Source organism: Ruegeria sp. CDSC045 (assembly GCF_059610725.1).
Window position 1 is genome coordinate 220,002 of record NZ_JBXWOE010000005.1, and the last position, 24,652, is coordinate 244,653.

17 protein-coding genes are annotated in these 24,652 nt (G+C 54.9%); 8 read left to right on the forward strand and 9 right to left on the reverse strand.

Going from position 1 to position 24,652, the window contains the following annotated elements; translation table 11 throughout:
- Positions 1-7: 7 nt before the first annotated feature.
- Genes AC2FH6_RS11640 through AC2FH6_RS11655 form a run of 4 tightly spaced genes read right to left on the reverse strand, consistent with a single transcriptional unit; the run spans position 8 to position 3,918 of the window.
- Positions 8-640 carry an ABC-type transport auxiliary lipoprotein family protein gene (locus AC2FH6_RS11640; RefSeq protein WP_246097221.1) on the reverse strand — a complete coding sequence of 211 codons (633 nt, stop codon included), beginning with the start codon at positions 638-640 and terminating at the stop codon, positions 8-10.
- A gap of 14 nt (positions 641-654) precedes the next feature.
- On the reverse strand, positions 655-1,971 hold the full coding sequence (locus AC2FH6_RS11645) for an MlaD family protein (protein ID WP_271949005.1): 1,317 nt from the start codon (positions 1,969-1,971) through the stop codon (positions 655-657).
- A 5-nt stretch (positions 1,972-1,976) separates the two neighbouring features.
- Positions 1,977-2,792, reverse strand: coding sequence for an ABC transporter ATP-binding protein (locus AC2FH6_RS11650; RefSeq protein ID WP_496702684.1), 816 nt, complete (start codon positions 2,790-2,792; stop codon positions 1,977-1,979).
- A gap of 1 nt (position 2,793) precedes the next feature.
- Positions 2,794-3,918 carry an ABC transporter permease gene (locus tag AC2FH6_RS11655; RefSeq protein ID WP_496702686.1) on the reverse strand — a complete coding sequence of 375 codons (1,125 nt, stop codon included), beginning with the start codon at positions 3,916-3,918 and terminating at the stop codon, positions 2,794-2,796.
- Between the two features lie 191 nt (positions 3,919-4,109).
- Here AC2FH6_RS11655 and AC2FH6_RS11660 point away from each other — a divergent pair, with 191 nt between their 5' ends.
- The 7 genes from AC2FH6_RS11660 to AC2FH6_RS11690 all read left to right on the forward strand — a co-directional run bounded on the left by AC2FH6_RS11660 (position 4,110) and on the right by AC2FH6_RS11690 (position 12,815).
- Complete coding sequence (locus AC2FH6_RS11660; protein WP_142636423.1) at positions 4,110-4,514, forward strand: SxtJ family membrane protein; 405 nt, start codon at positions 4,110-4,112, stop codon at positions 4,512-4,514.
- Positions 4,515-4,530: 16 nt separating this feature from the next.
- Positions 4,531-4,680 (forward strand): DUF5989 family protein, encoded by a 150-nt coding sequence (locus AC2FH6_RS11665; protein WP_142636421.1) that lies wholly within the window; start codon positions 4,531-4,533, stop codon positions 4,678-4,680.
- A gap of 4 nt (positions 4,681-4,684) precedes the next feature.
- On the forward strand, positions 4,685-6,520 hold the full coding sequence (locus AC2FH6_RS11670; protein WP_142636420.1) for a carbamoyltransferase family protein: 1,836 nt from the start codon (positions 4,685-4,687) through the stop codon (positions 6,518-6,520).
- 72 nt (positions 6,521-6,592) lie between these two features.
- Positions 6,593-8,125, forward strand: a complete 1,533-nt coding sequence (locus AC2FH6_RS11675) for an alkaline phosphatase family protein (protein WP_496702688.1) — start codon at positions 6,593-6,595, stop codon at positions 8,123-8,125.
- A gap of 104 nt (positions 8,126-8,229) precedes the next feature.
- Positions 8,230-10,095, forward strand: coding sequence for a PAS-domain containing protein (locus AC2FH6_RS11680; protein ID WP_496702690.1), 1,866 nt, complete (start codon positions 8,230-8,232; stop codon positions 10,093-10,095).
- Entirely contained in the window at positions 10,095-10,796 is a 702-nt protein-coding gene (locus tag AC2FH6_RS11685; protein ID WP_142636417.1) for a response regulator transcription factor, read from the forward strand. The genes AC2FH6_RS11680 and AC2FH6_RS11685 overlap by 1 nt, the downstream gene beginning before the upstream one ends.
- Before the next feature lie 252 nt (positions 10,797-11,048).
- Positions 11,049-12,815: an ABC transporter ATP-binding protein gene (locus AC2FH6_RS11690; RefSeq protein ID WP_142636416.1), complete on the forward strand. Its 1,767-nt coding sequence runs from the start codon at positions 11,049-11,051 to the stop codon at positions 12,813-12,815.
- Between the two features lie 77 nt (positions 12,816-12,892).
- On the opposite strand, the gene AC2FH6_RS11695 is transcribed toward AC2FH6_RS11690, so the two are convergent.
- The 5 genes from AC2FH6_RS11695 to AC2FH6_RS11715 are packed head-to-tail and all read right to left on the reverse strand — an operon-like array spanning position 12,893 to position 22,446.
- Entirely contained in the window at positions 12,893-14,134 is a 1,242-nt protein-coding gene (locus AC2FH6_RS11695) for an HlyD family type I secretion periplasmic adaptor subunit (protein ID WP_496702692.1), read from the reverse strand.
- A 52-nt stretch (positions 14,135-14,186) separates the two neighbouring features.
- On the reverse strand, positions 14,187-16,334 hold the full coding sequence (locus tag AC2FH6_RS11700; RefSeq protein WP_496702128.1) for a type I secretion system permease/ATPase: 2,148 nt from the start codon (positions 16,332-16,334) through the stop codon (positions 14,187-14,189).
- Positions 16,331-17,653, reverse strand: a complete 1,323-nt coding sequence (locus AC2FH6_RS11705) for a TolC family protein (RefSeq protein WP_496702694.1) — start codon at positions 17,651-17,653, stop codon at positions 16,331-16,333. Before AC2FH6_RS11705 ends, AC2FH6_RS11700 begins: the two co-directional genes overlap by 4 nt.
- Before the next feature lie 38 nt (positions 17,654-17,691).
- The gene (locus AC2FH6_RS11710; RefSeq protein WP_496702696.1) at positions 17,692-18,486 is read right to left on the reverse strand and encodes a SapC family protein; all 795 of its coding nucleotides are present in this window, start codon (positions 18,484-18,486) and stop codon (positions 17,692-17,694) included.
- A 60-nt stretch (positions 18,487-18,546) separates the two neighbouring features.
- The gene (locus AC2FH6_RS11715; RefSeq protein ID WP_496702698.1) at positions 18,547-22,446 is read right to left on the reverse strand and encodes a beta strand repeat-containing protein; all 3,900 of its coding nucleotides are present in this window, start codon (positions 22,444-22,446) and stop codon (positions 18,547-18,549) included.
- A gap of 143 nt (positions 22,447-22,589) precedes the next feature.
- Here AC2FH6_RS11715 and AC2FH6_RS11720 point away from each other — a divergent pair, with 143 nt between their 5' ends.
- On the forward strand, positions 22,590-24,641 hold the full coding sequence (locus tag AC2FH6_RS11720) for a beta-propeller fold lactonase family protein (protein ID WP_496702700.1): 2,052 nt from the start codon (positions 22,590-22,592) through the stop codon (positions 24,639-24,641).
- Positions 24,642-24,652 lie beyond the last annotated feature (11 nt).

Genomic DNA, 24,652 nt, shown 5'->3' on the forward strand with positions numbered 1-24,652 from the left:
GGAGTAACTAGAATGACCTAGGGTTGTTGGCTGTATGGGTACTAATTCTACGAATGCTCCATTCGACAGCATCCCGCATGGTTTTACCCAGAGCAACGTCAAAGGCAGTAACCAGATCTTCGGTCTGGTTACTTTTGGCAATTACGTTCTCTTGGAACGAATTCGATGCGATGATTTTGTCGTCGAACTCGTCCACGATCTTGATATTCATGCGAACTTCGACGCGTACGGTCGAGCTTTCACCATCCTGGTTAACGACAATGCCCTGAAACTCGCGTAGATCGGGAACAATCACATAATCCGGACGAAGCCCCACGGTCGAACGACCCACGGCGGATACCCGTCCGCTGTTTTCATAGCTTTCGACCAAAAGAGCCTGGACGATCAGCGGCGCGCGATCCACCCATCTGGCACGCGGCAGATATTGAACCTGCAAAGGTGTCGGCTGAACTGCAATTTGATCGGTATTTACCGCGGCAGTCGCGGTTGGCTCTTGGACCACGATCTGTTTCTGGATGCGCGGCAGCGAAGAAGAAAACGTGCTTTTGGGTGTCAGCAGATAGAGATCATTGGGTTCTGAGGCCTGCCGCAGCGTTTCCAGTCCGGTACACGCCCCCAAAGACGCCAAAACTGCGGTCATTATCAAATGCCTGATCATTGACGATACTCCGAGGCTTGGGTCCCAAGAAGGAAACGGGCGGGGTCGCGTTCAACTTTGTCCACCAGACGATCGAGGCTGATCACCAGTCGTTGGGATTCTTCTATGAAACGCGTGAATTGTGGCAGGCCAACCCGCATGAAATCGGACAGTTGACGGCGATTGTCCTGAACGATGCCGTCGATCGTTCCCAAAAGTTCCGAGGCCGATTTGGACGCGCTGAGGATATCGGCTGAAATATCATCAAGCCTGTCTGTCACTTTCGTCACCGTGGACGCCACTTGGTTGGCGGCATTGCGGACATCATCCATGACGACGCCGATATCTTTGTTGATCACCTCATTGGCCGAGTCAAATGCGCGTTCAGCTGAGGTCAAAGTGCCCTTTGCTGTTTCCATCGCACCAGTGACGGAGCCAAGCGTTTTGTTTGCGTTCACGAAAGTCTCGGAAACCGTGGCCAGCGCGACGCGCCCATCTTCGGTCAGGACCGTAAGGTGGTCTGCCAGGGTCGAGGCCCGTTCGATGAAGGGCTGCAGATCCTGCTGCATGATGCGATCTGCTGCGTCAAAAGTATCTTTTGCGCTGTCTAGGGCCGATACAGCCGTGTCGGATGCGGTTTTCAGGCTATTTAATGTATTTGTTCCGGCTTCCAGCGTTGTTTCTGCGGTGTCTGCCAATTTTTCGAGGCGTTTTGAGAAGGCTGAAATTTCTTTAGCTGCGCCGCCCAAATCTGAGGACAAGTTTTCGAAATCTGCAAGGGTTTTGTCCAGCCTTCCGGTGGCCGAAGATACGTTCTCCAGAATCTGAGATACCTGCTGGCGGTTCTTGTCATCCACCACCTTGTCGATATCCTCGATCAGCGTAATCGCCTTTTCCAACAGTTTAGGGGCACCTTCGAACAAGGACTGGATGGTGCTGCGTTTGCTTTTGATAAGGCTGTCCTGCTCTAGTCGTTTGGCCGATGCCGAACCTCCGGTCAGTTCCACATAGCTGACCCCAGTGACCCCAAGCGATTGTAACTGGGCGACGGTATCCTCGGTCACCGGGATACTTGCGTCTACTTCAATGCGGACGCGCACTTTGGATGGGTGCTCGTCATCCAAGTTAAGGGAGATTACCTGCCCGACTGGCAGTCCGTTGTAACTGACGCCACCTGCCGCAGACAGGCCGGAAACATTGTCGAACAGTACATTGTAATAGGCGTATTGCCGGGAAACCTCGAATTTGGCCAGCCATAGAAAAAAGCCAAACGCACCCAGTATTCCAGCCAGGGTGAATGCACCGATCAGGATATAATTTGCTCGGGTTTCCATGGGTGTTACCTGTCCTGACCCTTTTTTTGTGCTGCGCGCGCCCGGGGGCCGGTGAAATATTCTTGGACCCAAGGATGATCGACTTTGGTCATCTCTTCAATCGGACCATCAACCAGAACACGTTTTTCTGCAAGAACTGCGATCCTGTTGCAGATCGCATAAAGGCTATCCAGATCGTGCGTGACCATAAACACAGTCAGACCCAGCGCTTGCTGAAGCTCGCCAATCAGGTCGTCATAAGCAGCGGCGCCGATGGGATCCAAACCGGCCGTTGGTTCATCAAGAAATACGATCTCAGGGTCCAGCGCCAGCGCGCGCGCCAAAGCGGCACGTTTGCGCATCCCGCCCGACAGTTCAGACGGGAATTTGCCACGGCTCAGCTGCGGCAGTCCGACCAAGCTGATTTTCAGACCGCCAAGCGCCGACATAAGGCTTTCACTTATTCCTGTATGCTCGCGCAGGGGGGCTACGACATTCTGCAACACGGTGAGCGACGAGAAAAGCGCGCCGTCCTGAAAGGCGACGCCCCAGCGGCGTTCGATGCGCCGCCTCTCTTGTTCGGGGCCGTTCAGGACGTCGACGCCCAGAACTTCGATGCTTCCAGCGGCCGGTTTGTTCAGGCCGACGATGGTGCGGAGCAAGACGGATTTGCCCGTGCCCGAGCCGCCGACAATGCCCAGTACTTCGCCCCGCCAGACATCCAAATTCAGATCCTGGTGCACGATCTGCGGTCCGAACCGGTTGGTCAGATTGCGGACCCGTATCACCGCCTCGCGCTGGGTGTCGCCAATCGGCATCTGTTCGCGGGTTACACCGTCCATTTCAGACCCCCAGTACCGAGAAAAAGATCGAGAACATGGCATCCAGCGCGATCACCAAGAAGATCGCCTGGACCACGGACGCGGTGGTTCTTTGCCCAACACTTTGTGCCGATCCTTTGACCTGTAAGGCCTGCCAACAGGCGATGATACCGATGACCAGCGCAAAGAACGGTGCCTTGATCATACCGATGGCAAATTGCCAGATGCCGGTGTTTTCCTTGAGGCGGGTCACGAACATTCCGGGGCTGACCCCAAGGTCGATCCAGCTCATAAGTCCGCCGCCAATCAAGGCGGCGATATCGGCGATGAACCCTAGGATTGGCAGCATGATCAGCAACGCCACAACGCGTGGAATGACCAGAACCTCGATCGGATCCAGGCCCAGCGTCCGCATGGCATCTATTTCTTCTTGCACCTTCATCGAGCCGATGGAAGCTGTAAAGGCAGATCCCGAGCGACCCGCAACAATGATTGCCGTCAACAAAATGCCCAGCTCACGCAGCACAGAGATCGAGATCAATTCGACCACGAATATCTCGGCCCCGAACTGCTTGAGCTGCGTGGCCCCCTGAAATGCTAGTACAACGCCGATCAGAAAACCCATAAGGGCAACGATCGGAATCGCTTTCAAACCGGTTTCTTCCATCTGCGATACCAGCGCAGCCCGCCGCAGACGCCGCGGCATCAAGATTGTGCGGACCAGCCGGTGTAGCGTCAGGCCCAGAAACTCAAGCAACGACAAGCTGTCTTTCCAGCCACCGACTGTACGCTCGCCGACACGTGCCACCCAATCCAGAAAATCTGGCTTTCCGGGATCAGGGGCGGATTCGTCCGGCATGTTGCGGGAAACCGTTTCGATCAGCGCGGAATGCGCGGCGGTTACACCGTGCAGCTCTACTTGCCCGCCGCTGGACTTCACCTTGCGGACAAGGCCGGCAATCAGCCAAGCCCCGCCAGTGTCGAGTGCCTTAACGCCTGTCAAATCAACTGTGACCGTTCCACCGTTGGGATGGAAATTCGCGAATTCACGCTCAACCATATCCAGAGACTGGGTGTGAAGATCACCCGATATCTGCAGGTGAACCTGATCCGTATCCAGGTCAGTTGTGAATGTAGGCGGGGTCATGGGGGTATCTGATGTGAATCTGCATGGTGCTGCAACGGGTTTTTGTCACGCTTCAAGTATTTAGCCATCAGGCGATGCAAGATGGCATTCATCGCAAGAATGATGGTGTGAGCTTGCAAAAGGCTTGTTTCGGCAACCAGTAGTGTTATTCTTTGCGCAGGTTTTTTGTTTGGTTATTATGGTTGTGTTCAATGTCTGATCATCACGCGAAGGTAGAAGTCGAAATTGGGTCCGAACGGGGCTTTGGTTACGTCTTCACCGCTGTCTTCATAATTATCGCTCTTTGGCCCTTGTGGGGCGGAGGGTCGGTGCGCCTGATCCCAATGGTTATCGCTGGGGTTATTCTGGCTTTGACAGTTTTTGCACCCGCTACACTGAAGGTGCCGAACCGGCTTTGGTTCAAACTCGGCATGCTTTTGGGTGCGATTGTGGCCCCAATCGTCATGTTTTTGGTGTTTATCACTACGTTTGTCCCGTTTGGGCTGGTTACGCGCCTGTTGGGAAAAGACCTGCTGTCACAGAAACTGGACAGTTCATCAGATAGCTACTGGATTGTTCGTGAAGAGCAGCCCGGCAGCATGAAACAGCAATTTTAACAAGGGAGTACCAGGCGTGACATTCGTATCCGAGCTCTGGTCATTTATGAAAGTCAGAAAGAAATTCTGGCTGTTGCCCATTCTGATCGTTTTGGGTGTGTTTGGTGGATTGATCGTGTTGAGCCAAGGCTCGGCGATTGCACCTTTCGTCTACACGTTGTTCTGATCACATGGCATACATTTTAGGTATTTCGGCGCTGTATCACGACAGCGCAGCGGCGTTGCTTTGCGACGGCAAGATCGTTGCGGCCGCGCAGGAAGAGCGTTTTACACGGCGCAAACACGACCCCGGATTTCCGGTAGAAGCCATCAATTACGTGCTGGCCGAATCGGGGGTTGCGCTTGAAGACGTCGACAATGTGGTTTTCTACGACAAACCGTTTCTAAAATTCGAACGGTTGATCGAGACTTACATTGCGGTGGCGCCACGCGGGTTCAATTCCTTCCGCATGGCAATGCCGGTCTGGCTGCGAGAGAAGCTGTTTCTCAAGGATCTGCTTGCAAAGCAGCTTCGCAAAATCGACCCGGAATTCGATCTCGAAAAACTGCTGTTCGCCGAGCACCACATCAGTCACGCGGCCAGTGCGTTCTATCCTTCGCCCTTCGAAGACGCGGTCGTGCTGACTGTCGATGGAGTCGGAGAATGGGCAACCACCACCGTGGGTATTGGTCGCGGTAACGAGCTGACCATGGTGAAAGAGCTGCATTTCCCGCATTCGCTGGGTCTGCTGTATTCTGCATTCACCTATTACACCGGGTTCAAGGTGAATTCTGGTGAATACAAGGTCATGGGCTTGGCACCCTATGGCGACCCCAAATACAAGGATCTGATCCTTGAGCATCTTGTCGACCTGAAAGAGGACGGTTCGTTCCGCCTGAACCAGAAGTATTTCAACTATACAGCTGGTCTGACCATGACGAGCAAAGCGATGGAAGAGCTGTTCGACCAACCGGTTCGAAAAGCCGAAACCGACCAGCTGACGCAGTTCCACATGGATATTGCCGCCTCGGTTCAGGCCGTGACCGAAGAGATCATGCTGCGGATCACTCGGGACCTGGCGAAAGAGCATGGTATACGCAACCTCTGCATGGCCGGAGGCGTTGCTCTGAACTGTGTCGCGAATGGCAAAATTCTTCGCGATGGCGCCTTCGACAATGTTTGGGTGCAGCCCGCAGCGGGTGATGCGGGCGGGGCGCTGGGTGCTGCCTATGCGGCCTGGCATCAAGAGCTAGCGCAGCCGCGGCAGGTGACCTCGGGTGACCAGATGCTGGGAGCCTATTTGGGTCCACGTTACGAAGATGATGACATCGCACAAGAACTGGCGGCGGCCGGTGCGAAGTTCTCCACCTATGAAAATGGTGAGTTGATTGACCAGACGGCGCAGGCGCTGGCTGACGGGAAGGCCGTTGGTTGGTTCCAGGGGCGGATGGAATTCGGGCCGCGCGCGTTGGGTGCCCGCTCCATTCTGGGCGATCCACGGTCAGCTTCGATGCAGAAAACGCTGAACCTGAAGGTCAAGTATCGCGAAAGCTTCCGCCCATTTGCCCCATCCGTTCTGCGCGAAGACGTAGCCGATTGGTTCGAACTGGATGGCGATAGCCCTTACATGTTGATCGTGGCGGATGTGCAGGAAAAAATCCGGCGCAAGATGACCGAGGAAGAAGACGCTCTGTTCGGGATTGAAAAACTGAACGTCAAACGATCTGACATCCCTGCTGTGACCCATGTTGATTATTCTGCCCGTATCCAGACAGTCCACCAAGAGACCAACCCAGCCTATCACGCGCTGATTTCAAAGTTTAAAGAACTGACCGGATGCTCTTTGGTGGTGAACACTTCATTCAATGTGCGCGGCGAACCGATTGTGTGCACGCCCACCGATGCGTTCCGCTGTTTCATGGGAACGGATATCGAGGTCCTGTCCATCGGGAACTGCCTGTTGCGTAAGGAAGATCAGGATCCCGCGCTTAGGGAGAATTACGAGACAAAATACGAGCTGGACTAATCTGTTGCGCAAGCGACGGAACCGCGACACAGTCTGCCCCTGAGACCTATTTGGTGGAATCGGGGGCAGGGAATGCGGCAGCGTGGAAATGTCTTGTTTGTCGTGATTGACCAGCTTCGGGCAGATTGTCTGACCGGCGCGCTGGCCGAGCATGTCAATTTGCCTAACTTGCGCGCTTTTATGGACGAGGGCGTCACGTTTCAGCGCCATTTCTCGGTTACTAACCCTTGTGGCCCGTCGCGTGCGTCCATCCTGACCGGGCAATATGCGATGAATCATAGATCGGTTCGCAATGGAACGCCTTTGCGGCACGACACGCCAAACATCGCAACCGAGATGCGTAAGGCGGGATATCTGCCCTTGCTCTACGGGTATACCGACACCTCGGCTGACCCACGGGTTTACGATGCCAATGACCCGATCCTGAAATCTTACGAACGTCCCATGGAGGGGTTTGAAGAGGTCGTGGAAATGCGGCTTGAAGAATCTTATCCCTGGCGCGCTGACCTGCTGAAAAAAGGTTATAGGTTCGACACATACTGGGATCTGCACAAACCTGTTTCAACCTCAGGTGAGCCATCCAAATTGAACGACCCGGCGGTGTACTGCGCCGAAGACAGCGACACCGCCTTTTTGACCAATGCTTTTCTGGACAGTATCGCGGCCTTCGGCGACCAAAGCTGGTTTGCGCATCTGACCTATATCCGGCCTCATCCTCCTTTGGTCGCACCCGCTCCCTATAACGATATGTACGATCCCGTCGCGTTGCCGGGGCCAGTTGGTCATGTCAGCCCAGAAGATGAACAGGCAATACACCCGTTTTTTGGGCCAACGATGGCTCGGTATTCGGCTTCGGATTTCGTTTTGGGTTTTGATGAGGTGCAACCCTCCACGGCCAATATTCAGGCGCTGCGCTCTGTTTATCTGGGCCTTGCAACAGAGGTCGATTATCATATCGGCCGCGTTGTCCAGTTTCTCAAGGACAGCAATCAATATGATGAGACATTGATCGTAATCACAGCTGACCACGGTGAAATGCTGGGTGATCGACATAGCTGGGGTAAGATGACCGTCTATGACGCAGCTTATCACACGCCTTTACTGATCCGGATGCCAGGCAATCAGGCGCAGGCCGGAGCCGTGGTGACGGCACCGACCGAGTCGATTGACATCACGCCAACCATTTTGGATTGGGTGGGCCAGAGTATCCCGAATTCTATGGATGGGCGGTCTTTGATGCCGTTTCTGCAGGGGCAGGGACCCAAGGATTGGCGAAGCTTTTCTTTCAGCGAGCTTGACTTTGCCGAGCCGGAAAATCCAACCCTTTGGCAACAGGAATTGGGAACGGGTAGTAGCAATTCATGCCTGTCCATCTTGCGTGACGAACGGTTTACGCTGGTCGAGTTTGCGGCAAACCTGCCACCGCTTTTGTTTGACCACCTGCGTCGCGGCGAAATGGAAAACGTGGCGAGCAACCCGGAATACGCAACAGACCTGGCCAGGTTGGGGCGCGAGATGCTGCGGCACCGTATGCGAAATATGGACCATACGCTTTCCCTGCATTCCATCACCAAAGAGGGGCCAAAATCCAAGCTCAGGCATTAGTCGGGAATGTTGCCCTGTCTCTGCTACACCTGCGATCAATCTGATGTTACGCATAGCTTCAGAGAGGGGGCAGATTGAACATCACAGATAACCAGATAAAGGCAATGACGACAGCTGGGCTGAATCTGATCGGTCAGGCGTTGTCGATCTACGACAGTCAGTTGCGGCTGGTGCTTTGCAACCGGCCTTTTCAGGTGATGTTCGACCTTCCGGATGATCTGGTCCGGCCGGGTGCGTTGTTCCGTGACACAATACATTTTCTGGCGAGCATCGGCGAGTATGGCCATGATGAGGTTGTCGAGGACATCGTCGCACATAGGGTCAGTCAGGCCCTCACTTTTGAACCGCACTATATTGAGCGCGTCAGGGCGAATGGGCAGGTGATTTCGGTCGAGGGTGCACCGCTGCCCAACGGCGGATGGGTAACGGTCTATACCGACATCACAGATACCAAACAGGCCGAAGCGCTATTGCGGGCGCGTTCCGAAGAATTGTCGGACGAATTGTTGACCCGGGCCGAGGAAATGGCGGCGACCAACCGAAAGCTAGCGTCGACCATTTCGGCTTTGGAAGAGGCAAAACGTCAGTTAACCGAAATCGAAGCCCGCACCCGGATGACAACCGAAATGATGCCAGCGCATATTGCGCATCTGGATGCCGATGGGCGGTACGATTATTCCAATCGCAAGCTCAGTTCGGTTTTGCCCGGCCGACCCTCTGAGATTCTTGGGATGCATATTTCTGACGCTTTGGGACCGGCCGCATTTGCGCGGATCGAACAGAACCTGAACCGTGCCTACGACGGGGAAGCCACGGTATTTGAATTCACAGAGGGTCAGGATTCACGTCGAATCCGTGTTTCGTTCACGCCCGACAGCGAAGGCGGTGTCTATGTGATGTCAGTCGACATCACTGAAGAAACGCAAGCCCGTGTGGCCCTGCAACAAACACGCCGCCGGGAAATGGCGGCGCAAATGACAAGCGGTCTTGCGCATGATTTCTCAAACTTGCTGACAATTATACTGGGGATGCAGGCCAAGCTTGATAAAATGGACCTGCCGGAAGGCGCACAAAAGCTGGTGGCCGCCACGCGCCAGACTGCTAAACGCGGCGGGCAGTTGCTGAACCGCATAGCAGGCATGACCGGCAATCGAACACCGCATCCCAAAGCCACGGATATGCGTGCTCTGCTCGAGGATTTGCGTATTCTCGCCACGCCGTCACTGCCGCGTGGCATGGGGCTTTCGGTCGTGAATACATTGCCGGATGTGGCACTTATGTTGGATCAGGGGATGATGCAGGACGCCATCCTGAATCTGGTGCTGAATGCGCGAGATGCCTGCGGAGAAACAGGTCAGATCACGATCAGCGCGCATACGATTGGTGGAACCTGGGTCGAGATTTCCGTCTCGGACACAGGGCCGGGCTTTTCGGAAGAAGCGCTTGGCAAGGCACTCAATCCTTTCTTCACCACAAAGGGTGACAAGGGATCGGGTTTGGGTTTGCCCATGGTTTACGATACGGTCAAACTGACCGGTGGAAATCTGAGCCTGCGCAATACACCAAGCGGCGCCATGGTGGTTCTTCGGTTACCATACCGCGCCGCGCCGCCTGCGCTGGAAGGGCTGGTTCTGTTGGTTGAAGACAGCAGCCAACTTCGTCGGAATTTCCGTGATATGCTTGTGGAGATGGGGTTCACCGTGATTGAGGCGACCTCAACCGATGAGGCGCTTTCATTGGTGAACCAGATCGAAGACATCGCATTGATATTGTCCGACATTCGGCTGGAAGGACCAGAGACAGGGCTTGACCTTTTGCAGAAAGTGAACCCTTCCTTGCCGTGTATTCTAATGACATCGCTGCCTTATTCCGACCCGCTGCATCGTCAGGCACTGGCTTTGGCACCAGTTCTGCGCAAACCGTTCACACAAGCGCAGCTTACTGCCTTAATCCGAAATGAGGCCGCATGATGAACCAACCGCTGGTAACCATCTTAGATGATGAGCCTGAGATACGTCGTATCCTGACCGACACACTGGAAGAGGCGGGGTTCCGCACTCAAAGTTTTTCCCGTGCTCGTGAATTTGAAGCATCGTTGAAAAGAGTGGTGCCCGATGTGTGTCTGGTCGACCTGTCTTTGCCGGACACAGACGGCTTGGCACTTGTTCATCGCCTGGCTTTGGAACAAGGTGCCGCAGTCATCATTATTTCGGGGCGGGCACAGGTACAGGATCGTGTCACCGGATTGGAGCTTGGCGCGGATGACTACATCACCAAACCCTTTGATCCAGCCGAAGTGGTCGCTCGTATCCGGGCGCGGCTTCGATCATCGCGGGCACCAGCGCCTCAGTCAGAGATCGCAGAATTCAACGGCTGGACCGCGTATTTCGACCGCTATGTTCTTGAAGATGGTTCCGGATCAGAAACGCCGTTCAGCCACGCCGAGGCCGAGGTGTTACGTCTGTTTCTAGATAGTCCTAAACGATTGATCAGCCGGTCGCAGATGCAAGAAGCGCTCGGGGGAGGCGCGGGCGACAGCTTTGACCGGGCCATGGACGTGCGAATATCCCGATTGCGAACAAAACTGGGCGAGGACCCCAAGAACCCGCGATTGATTAAAACCATCTATGGGGCAGGGTACATCTTTTTGGGCGACGTCGCCTGGCGATGATGATGACGAAGCTGGGTGCATCTGGCGTTCGGTGTGAAACGGGCTCATAAGCTGTCGGAACGTAGGGGCGTTAAAGTAGATATTGCGGTCGCCACCCCGTTATTGTCGGTCGCGTGTTGATAATCTGTCGGCAGGCACTGGATTCTCGGCACAGTCAGGCATAACTAACACAACCGCGCGGTTCTTTGGCTAAGGCTAACTTGGGTTGAAACGTGATCAGATATCGAATTCGAAAAGGTTTTGGAGCGTAAAATGATCAAAGAGACCTTAGCGAACTGGCGATCCAGCCATCTCGGTCGACTTTTGAGTGAAAGTCTCCGGAAGCAGGGTTGGTTGTACGGTGTTGCCATGGTGGCGATGATCGTTGTCGCCGCAACAACGGCCGGAACCGCCTGGATGATGGAGAACATCGTCAATGCGATGACCACGCCAGAGATGAAGTCGCAAGTCTACCTGATTGCCGCAGCGGTCGTCGGCTTGTTTTTGAGTAAGGCTGTCGCCTCTTATATCCAGTCAATCTTTCTGGCGCGTGCGGGCAACCGGATCATCGCGGTGCAACAGGAAAGGCTTTACAATAAGCTGCTGAAACGCGGTGTTGGTTTCTTTGCTGAAACAGAATCGTCCAACCTTCTTATGCGCGTAACTCATGGCGCTCAGGCCGCGCGTCGGCTTATCGACGTCATGGTGACCAGCTTCGTGCGCGATGCCCTGACATTGGTCGGCCTCATCTTCGTGATGATTTACCAGGAACCTGTACTGTCAATTCTGTTCTTCTTTGTGGGTCCCGTTGCGCTTTTGAGTGTGCGTTACATCCTCAAAGGTGTGCGGTCGATCATGCAGTCAGAAATGAAGGCGCTGTCTGAAATCATCAAGGTTCTGCAGGAAACATCTGCGGGCATTCGGGTCATCAAGGTCTTTGCTTTGGAAGACAACATGACTGACCGTATGAATGGGGCGATCAGGTCGGTTGAAAAACGGGCGAACTCAATTTCCAGATTGCAGTCGATTGCCAGCCCGTTGATGGAGCTTCTGGCCGGTGTCGCGATTGCGGGTGTTCTGATCATCAGTACCCTTGATATTACCGGCGGCGAACCGACTTCGGCAGGTCAGCTGATGTCATTCATCACAGCCCTTTTGATGGCTTATGAACCCGCCAAACGCCTGTCAAAAATGCGGGTCGTGATTGAAACGGCCCTGGTACCAGTGGGGATGATGTTCGAGCTGCTCGATCAGGAAGACCCGATGGTCGAAAGCGTGAACCCTGAAAAGCTGAAATCCGGCCCGGGTGAAATCCGTCTAAACAACGTGACGTTCGGCTATCAGGGTGAGCAAAAAGTAATCCGAGATATGAACCTGACCTTCGAGGCAGGCAAGACGACAGCTCTGGTGGGTCAGTCCGGTGGTGGCAAGTCCACGATTTTTGGGTTGATCATGCGGTTTTATGATCCCGATCAGGGCAAGGTCGAAATCGATGGCCAAAACCTTGTCGATGTAAGTTTTGCCTCTTTGCGCCGGAAGATCTCCTATGTGGGCCAAGACACGTTCCTGTTCTCGACAACCGTGATGGAGAACCTTCGTTTTGCGCGACCTGGTGCCACCGATGAAGAGGTGATTGAGGCCGCAAAGGCTGCCCATGCTGATGTGTTCATCTCACAACTGCCAAATGGGTACGATACGCAGGTAGGCGAAAACGGCGCGTTTCTTTCTGGAGGTCAAAAACAGCGTCTGGCGATCGCGCGGGCAATTCTGCGCAATGCCGAGATTTTGCTTTTGGATGAAGCCACCAGTGCTTTGGATGCGGAATCTGAGGCGCTTGTTAAGGCTGCGCTGGACAAGTTGACCGAGAATGTAACAACCATTGTTATCGCACACCGGCTTTCGACTGTGCTTCAGGCAGATACCATTATGGTTGTTCAAGACGGTGAAGTTATCGAACAAGGCAACCTTGATGCGCTAATCGAACATAACGGGACGTTCCGCCAACTGTTTGACCAGCAATTCAAGCTTCCGGGATCCTAAGCTCAGTCCGAATGGGCGGGGCCCCACATAGATTCTGAACGGCATCGAGAAGTAATGGGCGTTGGCTCGGTCAATTACTACTCACGAAGGGCCTGATCTTTGATTTTGACAATCGGCTGCAGCAGGTAGTCCAAAACGGTTTTCTTGCCCGCAAGAATATCCACCTCGGCAATCATGCCGGGAATAATTTCAACCGCTACGCCGTTCCCATCCAACATCGAGTGGTTGGTCCGGATTTCTACGACAAAAACTTCTTCATCGTCCCGCTCAGATCGCGTAACGGTATCAGCCCCGATACGGATAATTTGCCCGTCCAAGGCCCCGTATCGAGCAAAATCATAGGCAGTAATCTTGATCCGAACCAACTGTTCAGGGTGCAGAAATGCGATGTCTTCGGGGCGGACATAGGCTTCGACCAACAAAGACTCATCCAGCGGTACAATTTCGATCAGTTCCTCACCGCTCCGTGCCATACCGCCTATGGTCGTGCGGTGAATGCGATTTACGATGCCGCGTACCGGCGACCTGATCTGCGCCTGTTCCGCTCTGTTTCGTAAGGCTGGCAGTGATGGTTCCAGAGTAGCCAGTTCCGCAGTTGCCAATGCAAGTTCGGTCAAAGCCGCGCTTCGAAACCTGCTTTGTGTCGCCCGAACCCGATCATCGATTTCCTCCAATCCTGTCTTCAGACGGTTGGTAGCGGCTTCAGCCCTGGTCCGGCGGCCTTGCCACTCAGCCTCGCTGCGTCGCAAAGACAATAGTGTCGTGGCGGGTTCCATCTGCTGTTCTACTAGGGGGGTAATGATTGCCCGTTCCTCGGCCAGAACTTTCAAGGTCTCGGCCGCGGTCACCGTATCGACAAGCCCTTCTTCGTATTCTCTTAACCGCTGTTCCCGTTGGCTCATCAGAATTGAGATTTCTGCCTGCAACTCTGATCGCCGGCCTTGAAACAGAGCTGTCTCAGACTGAACAACAGTCGGCGCACCTTGGACCAGGATCGTATCAAATGTCAGCTCGGTCCCGTCTATCTCAGCTTGCAGGCGCTGGGATCGGGCTCTCAAGCCATATGCACGCTGTTCCTCTTGGCTGAGCTTGCTGTCGATTTGGGTGGTATCGAACTCCATCAGCAACTTCCCCTTTTCAACAACCTCGCCTTCTCGGACATTCAATGACTGCAGAATGCCGGACTCCGTAGCTTCAATCATCTGAACATCCGCCGACGGCACGATGCGGCCTTCTACACGGGTGACATCATCAAGTTCAGTGAAATGGGCCCAAAACGCTGCTGTCGCCAGGAAAGTCAGGATTACCAAGAGAAGCAATGAACTCCTGACCGGTGACCCGCCTCGCATTTCCCGGGCAAGCGAGGCTAGGTCATGATGCTGCGACATTCAGATGCCTCCGTTGCTTTCCGGAATGCTGTGACAGTATGCTTTTTGGTCCATCTACCCGTACTTTGCCGCCCTCTATGACGATAACCCTATCGACAAGTTCCAATAGGCTGGTTCGATGGGTTACGATCAGCATAGTTGTGTCGGGGGTCGCCTTTTTGAGCCGCTGTATGACCTCAGCTTCGGTTTTGACGTCCATGGCACTTGTTGGCTCGTCCAGAAGAAGAACCGGAGGTTTACCAATCAAGGCTCTGGCCAAGGCGATGGCCTGCCGTTGTCCCCCTGACAATCCCTCACCGCGCTCTGCCAGATTTTGGTCATAGCCTCCGGGATGGCGAGAGACAAAATCCTCGACCCCAGCGACTTGCCCCGCCCAAATCAGGTCCTCATCCCTTGGCCTGATTGCGCCGCTTTTGATATTGTCGCGGATTGACCCGGAAAACAGCCAAATATCTTGCAGAACAGAGCCGATATTGCGCCGCAAATCACCTGGATCAATTTGTCTGATATCGACCCCATCCAATTGAACAGACCCGGCGTCTGGATCGTACAAGCCAAGCATTAGCCGCGCGACCGTGCTTTTCCCCGAGCCGATCGGACCAAGGATTGCAACCTTCTCTCCGGGCGAGATGGTGAATGAAACACCGGACAAGACGTTGTCGTGTTTTTCGGGATAAGCAAACTGGATATTTTCGAAGGTTAATCTCCCTTCAAAGCGATCGCGACTGATCCAGCTCCGCCCTTCGGGGCGTTCACTGTCGGCCTGCATTAAGGCATTAAGGTTTTGATAGGCATTTCGGGCCTGATTAACCCGTGTCAGGGTCTGTGCCAGTTGCCCAAGTGGCGCAAGAGCCCGCCCGGTCAACATGACCGAAGCAACAAGCGCGCCCATGCTTGCCTGACCATCCATCACAAGAAAAACACCGTAGAAAACGATAAGGACCTGGGCGGCCTGTTGGGTAAATCCGGTCAGATTCAAGGCAAATTGAGTCACTGCCCTGCTGCGCGCGCCATGTGATGACTGAAGCTGTATGGCAGCCTCCCACCGCGACCTCATGGGCCGGGCCGCCGCTGTCGTTTTTATGGTCTCCAACCCGGATACAGTTTCGACCAGAACCGATTGCTTGGATTGACCATCGATGAAGCTTTTCTCGGCAAGGCGAGAAAGTATAGGTTGCACGATGATGCCTGCTAGCAAAACGACAGGCACAGCCAGAGCTGGAACAAGTGCAAGTGGGCCACCGACCAAGTAAATGACAAAGACAAACAATGCTATGAAGGGTAGATCCACGACTGCCACCAAGGTGGCGGATGTGAAAAACTCACGGAGTGTCTCAAATTCACGAATGGTGCTGGCCATGGCCCCTGTCGAACCTGTGCGCGCCTTCATGCGAATGTTGAGGACCTGGTCAAAGACTCTACGGCCCATCGAAATATCTGCTTTCTGGCCAGCCCGATCTATGAATCCTGCCCGCAGGAGTTTGAGCACGAAATCAAAAAGCAGCGCGATCCCAACACCTGCTGTCAAAGCAATCAGAGATTCTGTGGCTTCGTTTGGCAAAACACGGTCATAGACGACCATGATAAAGACCGAGGTAGATAGACCAAGCAGATTTGCCAACGCCGCCGCAAGCGCAACCTGAGTGTAAGACCAACGATTTGCCGCCATAGCGGACCAAAACCAGTGGCCCGAAGCAGAACTGGACCCCGTGGCTAAATCCTCACGGTGATTGCGCCGCAGCAGGATCGCAAACCCTGTATAGACTTCTGATAGATCGGTTTGCTGAATTTGACCTATTTCCGTGCCAACCTCCGGATCATAGATCAGAACCCGACCATTTGAGGTTCGGCCATGAAACACAACGGATTTTCCCCCTTCAAGAATCAACAACGCAGGAACCAAAGTGTTGTCAAAAGCTGACAAAGCCCTTCTTCCGTATCCCGCCTGGACCCCAACACGCCGTGCCAGTTCCAATGAATCGCGGATTGTAAGCTCTCCGTTCGAGCCTGTTTGAGCCGCGAGAATCCCGGCAAAAGTGATTGGACAGTCAAGATGGGCCGCAGCGTGCATCAGGCATTTTTCAAAGCACGATAACTCGGGCGTTGCGAAGGCAGGTGTCAATTGTTTCATTGAGAGCCCTCAACGGAACTGATTGAAATGCCAAGGAGGTCCAGGATGTCACCAGTCAAACTAAGGATTGCGTAGTCTGTCAGGAAATAGTTCTGTTCGGCTAGGATAAGTCTTTCCTGCGCATTCACATAGTCGCGCTGTGCGTCAAGGATTTCGATCAGACTGCGTCGTCCGATTGTGAATTGCGCGCGCGCTGCTGCAACACTGTCAGCATTCGCTTGCGCAGCTATTCGCGCCTCTCTAAGCCGTTGTGCTCCAGCAATTTGGTCAGCGCGAATTGTGTCCAGCTCTCTTTGTATTTCTCGCGTTAGGGATTGATGAACGAATTCCGCTTCGCGAACTTTGGCTTCAGCCGCGGTGATGGCGGCACGGCGCTGTCCAGTAGAGTCCAGCTCATAATTAAAGGACAGGTCGACCCCGAAATTTGCGTCATTGCTATCATCCCGATCCGCAAATGCCGAAACATTCACGCCGGGTTGACGGCGTGCCAAAGCGGCAGCACGTTCTGCCTTGGCAGCAAGCAGGGCCGCTTCTGAACGTCGAATCTGCAGGCTTCCCGTTACGATACTATGATCCGATTGTGAGATCGTCGGCGCTTTGACTGGGGGTTGAAGATCACCTGACGGGCTGCCAAAAACTTCACGAAACCGGGCATCGGCGAGGTCCACTCTGGCTTTTGCATCCGCCAGTCGCGTCCGTGCATCGGCCATCCGCGACCGCGCTGTCAATACATCGGCGTTCGAACCAGCGCCTAATGCAGACCTCTCGGAAATTTGTTGAACGAGCTGTTGGTGGACTTCCACATTTTTCACCGAAATATCCAGGATTTTCCGTAAATCCAAGACCACTATATAGGCCTCAATCGCAGCCAGAGCGGTTGCCGAGGCTGTTGATAACTGGCCGCCGCGACTTTCAAAAACCCGTGCTTTTGCAGCAGTCAAATCACCGGATGCGGCCCCCCCGTCATAAACGAGCTGTGAGATCCGCAGATAAGGGGTCACGTTGGCTGTGTCCGAGTCTACCCGCTCGGATCTGGCGTTGATTCCAAGTGAAACCTGCGGAAGAAAGGCCCCTTTTGCCGCGTCGTGGTTGGCCACGGCCACATCCAGCGCGGACATAGATCGCGCCAGGTTGGGGCTGGTCTCGACAGCGTTCCGTACACGCTTGCCAAAGGAACTGGTGGTCAGTTTCTGAGATGGTTCATGTGTGCGGAAACCCACGGCCCCGGTCGAAAAAGAAGCCTCGACCCCGGCAATGTCAGGTGGCTGGGTACAGGCCGATACTATGCTGAAAGAGAGAGCAGAAATCAGAAAACTCAAAAAGCGACCGCATGTGGGCATTTGTCATTCACACTTCATTAGGGCCAGATTACGTCATCGGTTTGGGCTTGGGCGAATGCACTCATGAAACCGGTAAGTTCTGAATTTTCGGTGTATTTTACAGATGCACCGGCCTGGGAAATCTGCTTTTGCGCCTGAAAAAGCCATCTGAGATTGGATAATGAAGCCTGATGGCCATAGATCAGGCGTAAGCCTTTTGTTTCGACCAGTTCCAATTTGCGTTTTGCCGATAGCTGTTCCAGGCGTGCAGAGTTGATTTGCAACCAGTTATGTGCAGAGCCTAATTCCAAATTGTCGCTCAAGGGCTCAAACAGCCCAAATGCGTCTATCATCTTGCAAATTTCGGTAGTTCTAATCTGAGAGGTTGCGCGCGCTTTCAGGAAGTCTTGAACTTCTTTCAATTCAGTGCCGAGCTTATCCGGAGCTGAAAAAAAGGGATTGTCAGAGCACTCTTCGGTCAACAGGCCCGAACCTTCATCTACCACCAGCTGAAAGGTGCTGCCGCTATCCAGCCGGCGGCACGTAAAAGGATGACTACGCAGTTCGGACGGAATATAGCTGGCCAGCCAACGCCCTTCTGTTGAAACAAATGGCGAGGGTTCACCAGCAAGAAGTGAATATACCGCAATCGGTTCAATTTCTGGGCCGGTCCTGCGAAACACGATCGGAAAAGTGGCTGCAATCTGGAGCACCTCTTCTTCCACGATCACGCTCTCGGTGCGTTCAGCTGCAAAGTCATAAGATGTGAAACGCTTCCAATACCGATGACTGTGACGGTTGAAATTGATCGGAACTAGGCCATTCTGTGCCATTTCTACCTCTTGAAAATCGAGAGTACTGCCACCCGCGTAGGGTGGCAGCGTAGTCGAGCGTCAGGCACTGGCCCCGGTTGGATCGGTATGCAGAATATTGTCAGCAGTAAGCCCGCTGAGGTCATCCAATCCGGTGAAATGGGCCACCGTTTCGACTGTCGCCGCATCGGATGCGGAATAGTCGACCTTGACCAGCACACTGTCAGTTCCATCCGTAGCCAGGACATAGATCTCGTCACCTGCTTCGGCGCCGGTAAGGCTTTCGACCGCTGTCTCGATGGTTTGAGCCGTCAGATCGCTCAGCTCTGTCGTCAAACCAACCACTCCGGTGTCCGCGCCTAGTGCATCCCCTACTGAAAGCGTTTCCACACCGGTTCCGTCGCCGCGCAGGCTGCCGACATCCAATCCACTGAACATGATCGCATCAGCGGTGTCAGTCGCGGGTCCAGTCGTGAAGCCAGTGATCGTATCAACGCCATTTGCTGTTGGGTCCGGCTCGAACACGACAATGTCCCGACCAGCACCTGAGACATCCACTGTGTCATCGCCGTCCTGGCCACGAATGACGTTGTCGATGTCGGTTGCAATCAATGTGTCGTCGCCTGACGTCCCGATCTGCAGCACCGATGGACCACCATCCGGAGTCGTCAACGTCAGAACAATCGGTTCAGAGGCATCTAGAACTGTCATCGTGAATGTGACGATGGGTTGGGACAGGTCGGAATAGGTGGTCGCCGCGCCAGCAAAACTGACGGCTGATCCACTCACCGGGTTCGTCAGGAACAAATCGAATGCCCCATTCTCGACATCTGATCCGGTGTCAAACGTCACCACTGAGGGATCGAAACCCAGTTCGGCTGTGATCGCCAGACCGCTGGACAGATTCGTATCAGGATCTGCGTAGATTTCAAATGTGACCGTGGATCCACTTTGCCCGGCTTCAGTAATTACATAGGCTGCAGGTTCATGGGCCGTGTTTTCATCCGTAACTGGCAAAGGGTCGGGTCCACCTGCCACAGATACCGCTGCGCCAAAGTCCAGATCATCTCCCGCCTCGACCGATGCAAAGGTGGCCGCACTTACCGCCAGTGTCCAGGTTCCGTCGGCGCCGACCGTAGCGCTTCCAACTGACACGGAATTCAACGTCACGTCTACAGCCTCGCCTGCGGCAAGGCCTATTGACGTGCCAGAGACAACCACACCCGAACTTTGCGCGTCATCCAATGAAACGGCGCCGTTTGTTCCAGTGTTGTCTATTGCCAGGACGGGCCGAAAATCCGTGGTTAACGGCGCGGTGGCCGGGGTTGAGGTATTGCCAGCAGAATCCGTAACCGTCGCTGAAACCTGGAAGGTTGTGCTGTCTGCCAACGCTCCCAAGTCACCGGACGGAACGGTTGCTGACCAGGTGCCACTTGAGGCGGTGCCGGTATAGGACTGCCCGTTCAGTGTGACTGTAACCATTTCCCCGTCGGCGGCATCCGTTGTCCCGGTGATCGTCAGGTCACTATCTTTTTCGGATACATCCAGCTCTGACCCGACCGAAAGAGGGTCGATGGTGACCGATGGCGCGGTAAAGTCTGTGTCAAAACTGGTTGATGTCGCTGTTGTGTTCCCAGCCGCATCCGAAGCAGATGCCTCGACATCGTAGGTTTCGCTATCCTGAAGTCCGGCCAAATCCGCGGCTGAGGCGGTATAGGTCCAGGACCCGCCCGTTACGGTCGCCGTGCCGGTGACGTCAACTGTGCCGTCCTGCCGAACGATTTCTACGGTCACAACCGTGCCATCTGCCGCATCAGAGGTTCCGGACACTGTAAGGTCGGTTCCTTGTTCCGCGGCGTTCATGACAGCCCCATCCGACAACCCGGTGATAGAGACCGCCGGTGCTGTGAAATCCGTTGTGAAACTGCCGCTGGCCTGCAGGGCAGGGTTTCCAGCCGCGTCCGAGACATCTGCGGTAACATTGACGGTTGCTGCATCGGACAGGGCAGCAAGATCTATCGCCGGGACGGTCGCCGACCAGGTACCGCCAGAGGCGGTTGCGGTGTAGTCCTGCCCATTCATGGAAACGGTTACGGTTTGACCATCCTCAGCGCTCGTTGTTCCAGAGATTGTCAGATCAGTGCCCTGTTCGGCTGCATTCATGACAGCGCCGTCGGAAAAGTTGTCGATGCTTACAGTCGGCGCTGTGGCATCTTTCGAAAGCGGGACACTTGCCTGCGGTGCAGATAGGCCGTCTGTGTCAAGCACATCCGCAGTGATTGTAAAACTACCCCCGTCTGTCAGCGATGCAAGATCGCTTGCCGGGACTGTGACGCTCCAACTGCCACCGCTTACTGTGCCGCTGTAGCTTTGCCCATCCAGAGATACTGTCACCACCTGGCCGTCCTGAACATTTCCTGTTGTGCCACTGATGGTCAGGTCGGAGGCGGTTTCGGCAGCGTTGAGGACCGCGCCAACTGACAATGGCGCGATATTCACCGAGGGTCCCGTCAGATCGACCGGAACTGAGGCGGTGGCCGGTACCGATGAGTTTCCTGCCACATCATCTACGGCAACACTTACCGTGGCCGGATTTCCGGTGGAAAGCGAGCCGAGGTCGCTGCTGGGTATGGTGACACTCCAAGTACCGCCTGACGCGGTGCCGGTATATGTTTGGCCATCGAAGGTCACGGTGACTGTCTGCCCGTCTGCGGCGGATGTCGACCCGGTGACAATCAGGTCAGAGCCGATGTCCCCCAGGCCAATCGAGCCGCCAGAGACCGGATCAAGCGTGATCGTTGGAGCGCTAAAATCTGTGTCAAAGCTTGCGCTTGTCTGTATCGCCGGATTTCCTGCGCGGTCGTCGACATCGGCAGTCACTGAAACGGTCACCCCGTCAGGCAGGGCGGCTAGGTCTGTGGCCGGCACGGTAACACTCCAGTGGCCGCCGCCATTCACTGTCCCAGTATAAGTCTGCCCGTTTACAGATACCGTTACTGTTTGACCTCTCTCGGCGTCAGAAGTGCCCGAGATTGTAAGATCAGTCGCTTGCTCGGCGGCATTCAGAATGGCCCCGTCCGAAAAGCCCGTAATGCTGACCGTCGGTGGAAGAGTGTCCACATCGAATCTTACCGTTTCGACCGATACTTCCTCACCCGTTCCATCCAGGTTGCGAACGGTGACTGTTGTCACACCTTGAGGAAGGCTAGCCGCCTCAACCGCCGTAAGGGAAATACTCCAACTGCCATCTGGATTGGGCGTTGCCGTCTTGGTCAGTGATCCGATTGTCACCTCGACCGTTGTGGTTCCGGTCGGTGCCATCAGGTTTGCGCTGGCGCTGTTCAATGCGTTCGCTTGCAGACCAGCAAGGTTCAGGCTCTGGAAATTTGGAGCGGGCGCCGGAGCCTCGTCATCTCCACCGCCACCGCCGCCACCTCCTCCTGCTGCGGCTGCACCCGCCAGACCAAGGCCCCCCAAAACAGCACCGGCGCCGCTAACGCCGCCAGCGGCTGCTGCGGCTCCCCCGGCTTCGGCGGCCAGTGCGAATTGCGCGACTTCCGCCGCCGCATCTTCGGCAATCATGATGGAGCCGCCGTCCAGGATATGAACATTCTCTGCCGAGACCAAAATCGTGCGCCCATCTTCCAGTTTGAGAAGAACATCGCCATTTGCCAGTAGCTTTGCGCTGTTAACGCCGGGAATCGCATCAGCGAATTGGAAGGTGTCCAGTTCTTCGGTCGTGGCCTGTGCCAACGCAGGAAGGGCAAGCAAGGCCGAACTTAGGCTGCCTGCGATGCCGCGCCCGACCCAGCGGCGCATTTTGTTGTCGATCCACTTGCGTATCTGTTGCCGCTGACCCGCATCGGGCCGGGTACTTGCAGGATTGCGTGTCATATCAGGTGTTTTGGTCATCTTGCCCTCACATGCTGTTTCCGCGCTGAAATCATGGGCAGCGACGTTTTGTTCATGTGTGTTGCCCATCGGATGTTCATGCGGTCGGACCAGAAAAAATTGTGTTAAACTGAAACCGAACTCCTCGTTTTCACCACAATCCCGCTTTGGTATTGGACCGGGCATCAGATCATCCTGTTCAAGAGCCAGATTTTGGCGTGGGGTGATTTGGTATGATGCTTCAGTTCGGCGGAGTAGTTGCAACAGGGAGCGCAGCGCTCGATTCAGGTATCGGCGATACGGCTTTAGAAACGTTTAACGGGGAAACGTATCTGTACAGCCTGACCGGACAGGGAGGGGGCATTGTTGTATGGCACCTCGTCGAAGGCGCGGTTCCCCAGCAGCAAGACATAGAATATTTCAGTGGTACAATCTCGGGCACAGTTGGACGTTCCGGGGTAACGGTTTCTCTGTTGGGGGGCGATCACATCGTTCTGGATGTCAGGTCCGCAACCGGCCTTGTCAGCTACGAAATCCTTCCAGACGGAACTATCGGAGAATTACAGGAAACCGGGACCCTGAGCGGTGGGGGTGGCTATTCGGCCTTAGTGCAGGTTTCCTTTGGATCGGTCGACATTCTGGCCGTGGCGCAAGAGGGCAGCGGGTTGATTTCGACCTATACGGTCGGCTCAGATGGCTCACTGACCTTTGCAGGGGCCGTTGCAGGTCAGGCCGACTCGATCCAGACCGCTCACTCCGGGTCGGATCATTTTGTCGTCGCAACCGACGCCACCAGCAATTCGATAACGACCTATTTGGTGGACAGCAGCGCGGGAACCTTGAGCCTCGCAGATTCCGGCGATGGGGTCTCGACCTTGGGCATTGGCGCCCCAACGGCCGTCGAAATTGTGCAGGCGCATGGCCATTCCTGGGTCGTCGTTGCTGGCAGCGAAAGCAACACGATCAGCGTCATGGAGCTGTCTGGTGATGGCCGGTTGATACCCACCGATCATGTGCTGGATACACTGAATACCCGCTTTGAATCGGCTCAGGACCTGGCCGTGGTCGAAGTGAATGGTCAGGTGTTTGTCGTGGCCGGGGGAGGCGATGATGGGGTGACACTGTTTACCCTGACACCGGATGGTCAACTGGTCTATCTGGACAGTTTTGCCGATACGTTGAGCACCGCGCTGCAAAATGTCGAATCGCTCAGCGTGGCCCATGTCGGGGACGAAATTCAGATCTTTGCGGCCTCACAAGAAGAGGCTGGGTTGACGCAGCTTACTTTTTCGGTCGCTGACCTGGGTATCGTCGCGGACGGTTATGGGACAGTCACTGGCACCGCGCAGAACGATATGCTCAGTGGCAGCATCCTTGATGCCTCTCTACTTGGCGGCGGCGGCGATGACATCCTGATAGCGGGGATTGGGGCCACTACGATGACCGGCGGTTCCGGGTCTGATATCTTTGTGATGCAGACCGGAACCGCGATGACAACGATTACCGATTTTGAAGTCGGATCGGACAGGCTGGATCTGTTTGACTATCCATTTCTGCGCTCACCTGGACAGCTCACTTTTACGTCCACCGTGCAAGGTGCGCAGATCGAGTATCTGGATAATGTGGTTCAGGTGTTTTCGGCGTCAGGTGCTCCGCTGACCAGTTCAGATGTCTTTGGCGCCGGATTTGGCGGACCAGACCATATTCCGGTGGATTTGAACGGTTTGGGCGGGCTCGACCCGGACAGTTCGGCAGGCATTCAAGGGGATATTACCATTGATTCACAAGCTGCAAATCCCGGCCTGTCAAACGCTGAAATACATTTCAACCCGGAAGGGGGCGGCGCGGTTAGTGTCCAAGCCGACGATGAAGGGAGGTTCGATCTGGATCTGCCTTCGGGCACATTTATCGGTGAACTGGATATCATAAAGTCCTATTCGGCTGGGACCGGCGAGATCACCGCTCTGGACGCATTGCAGGTCTTGCGACTTTCCGTGGGACTGGACCCGACATGGGGGCAGGCAGCACCGGAAAACCTGATTGCGGCCGATATAAATCAAGATGGCCTCATCAACGCTCTGGATGCGCTGGCTATCTTGCAGATCGCCGTCGGATTGCCCACAGCGCATGAGGCAGAGTGGGTGTTTCTGGACGCAGATGCCGATTTGTCGGGGATCACAAGTTCAAACGTGACCTACGAAACCGGTGTCGATGTCGTCGCGGTAGACGGAGTGATCACGACTGACATGACTTCGATCCTGTTGGGCAATCTCGAAGCGGTTTAAAGACGACGGAA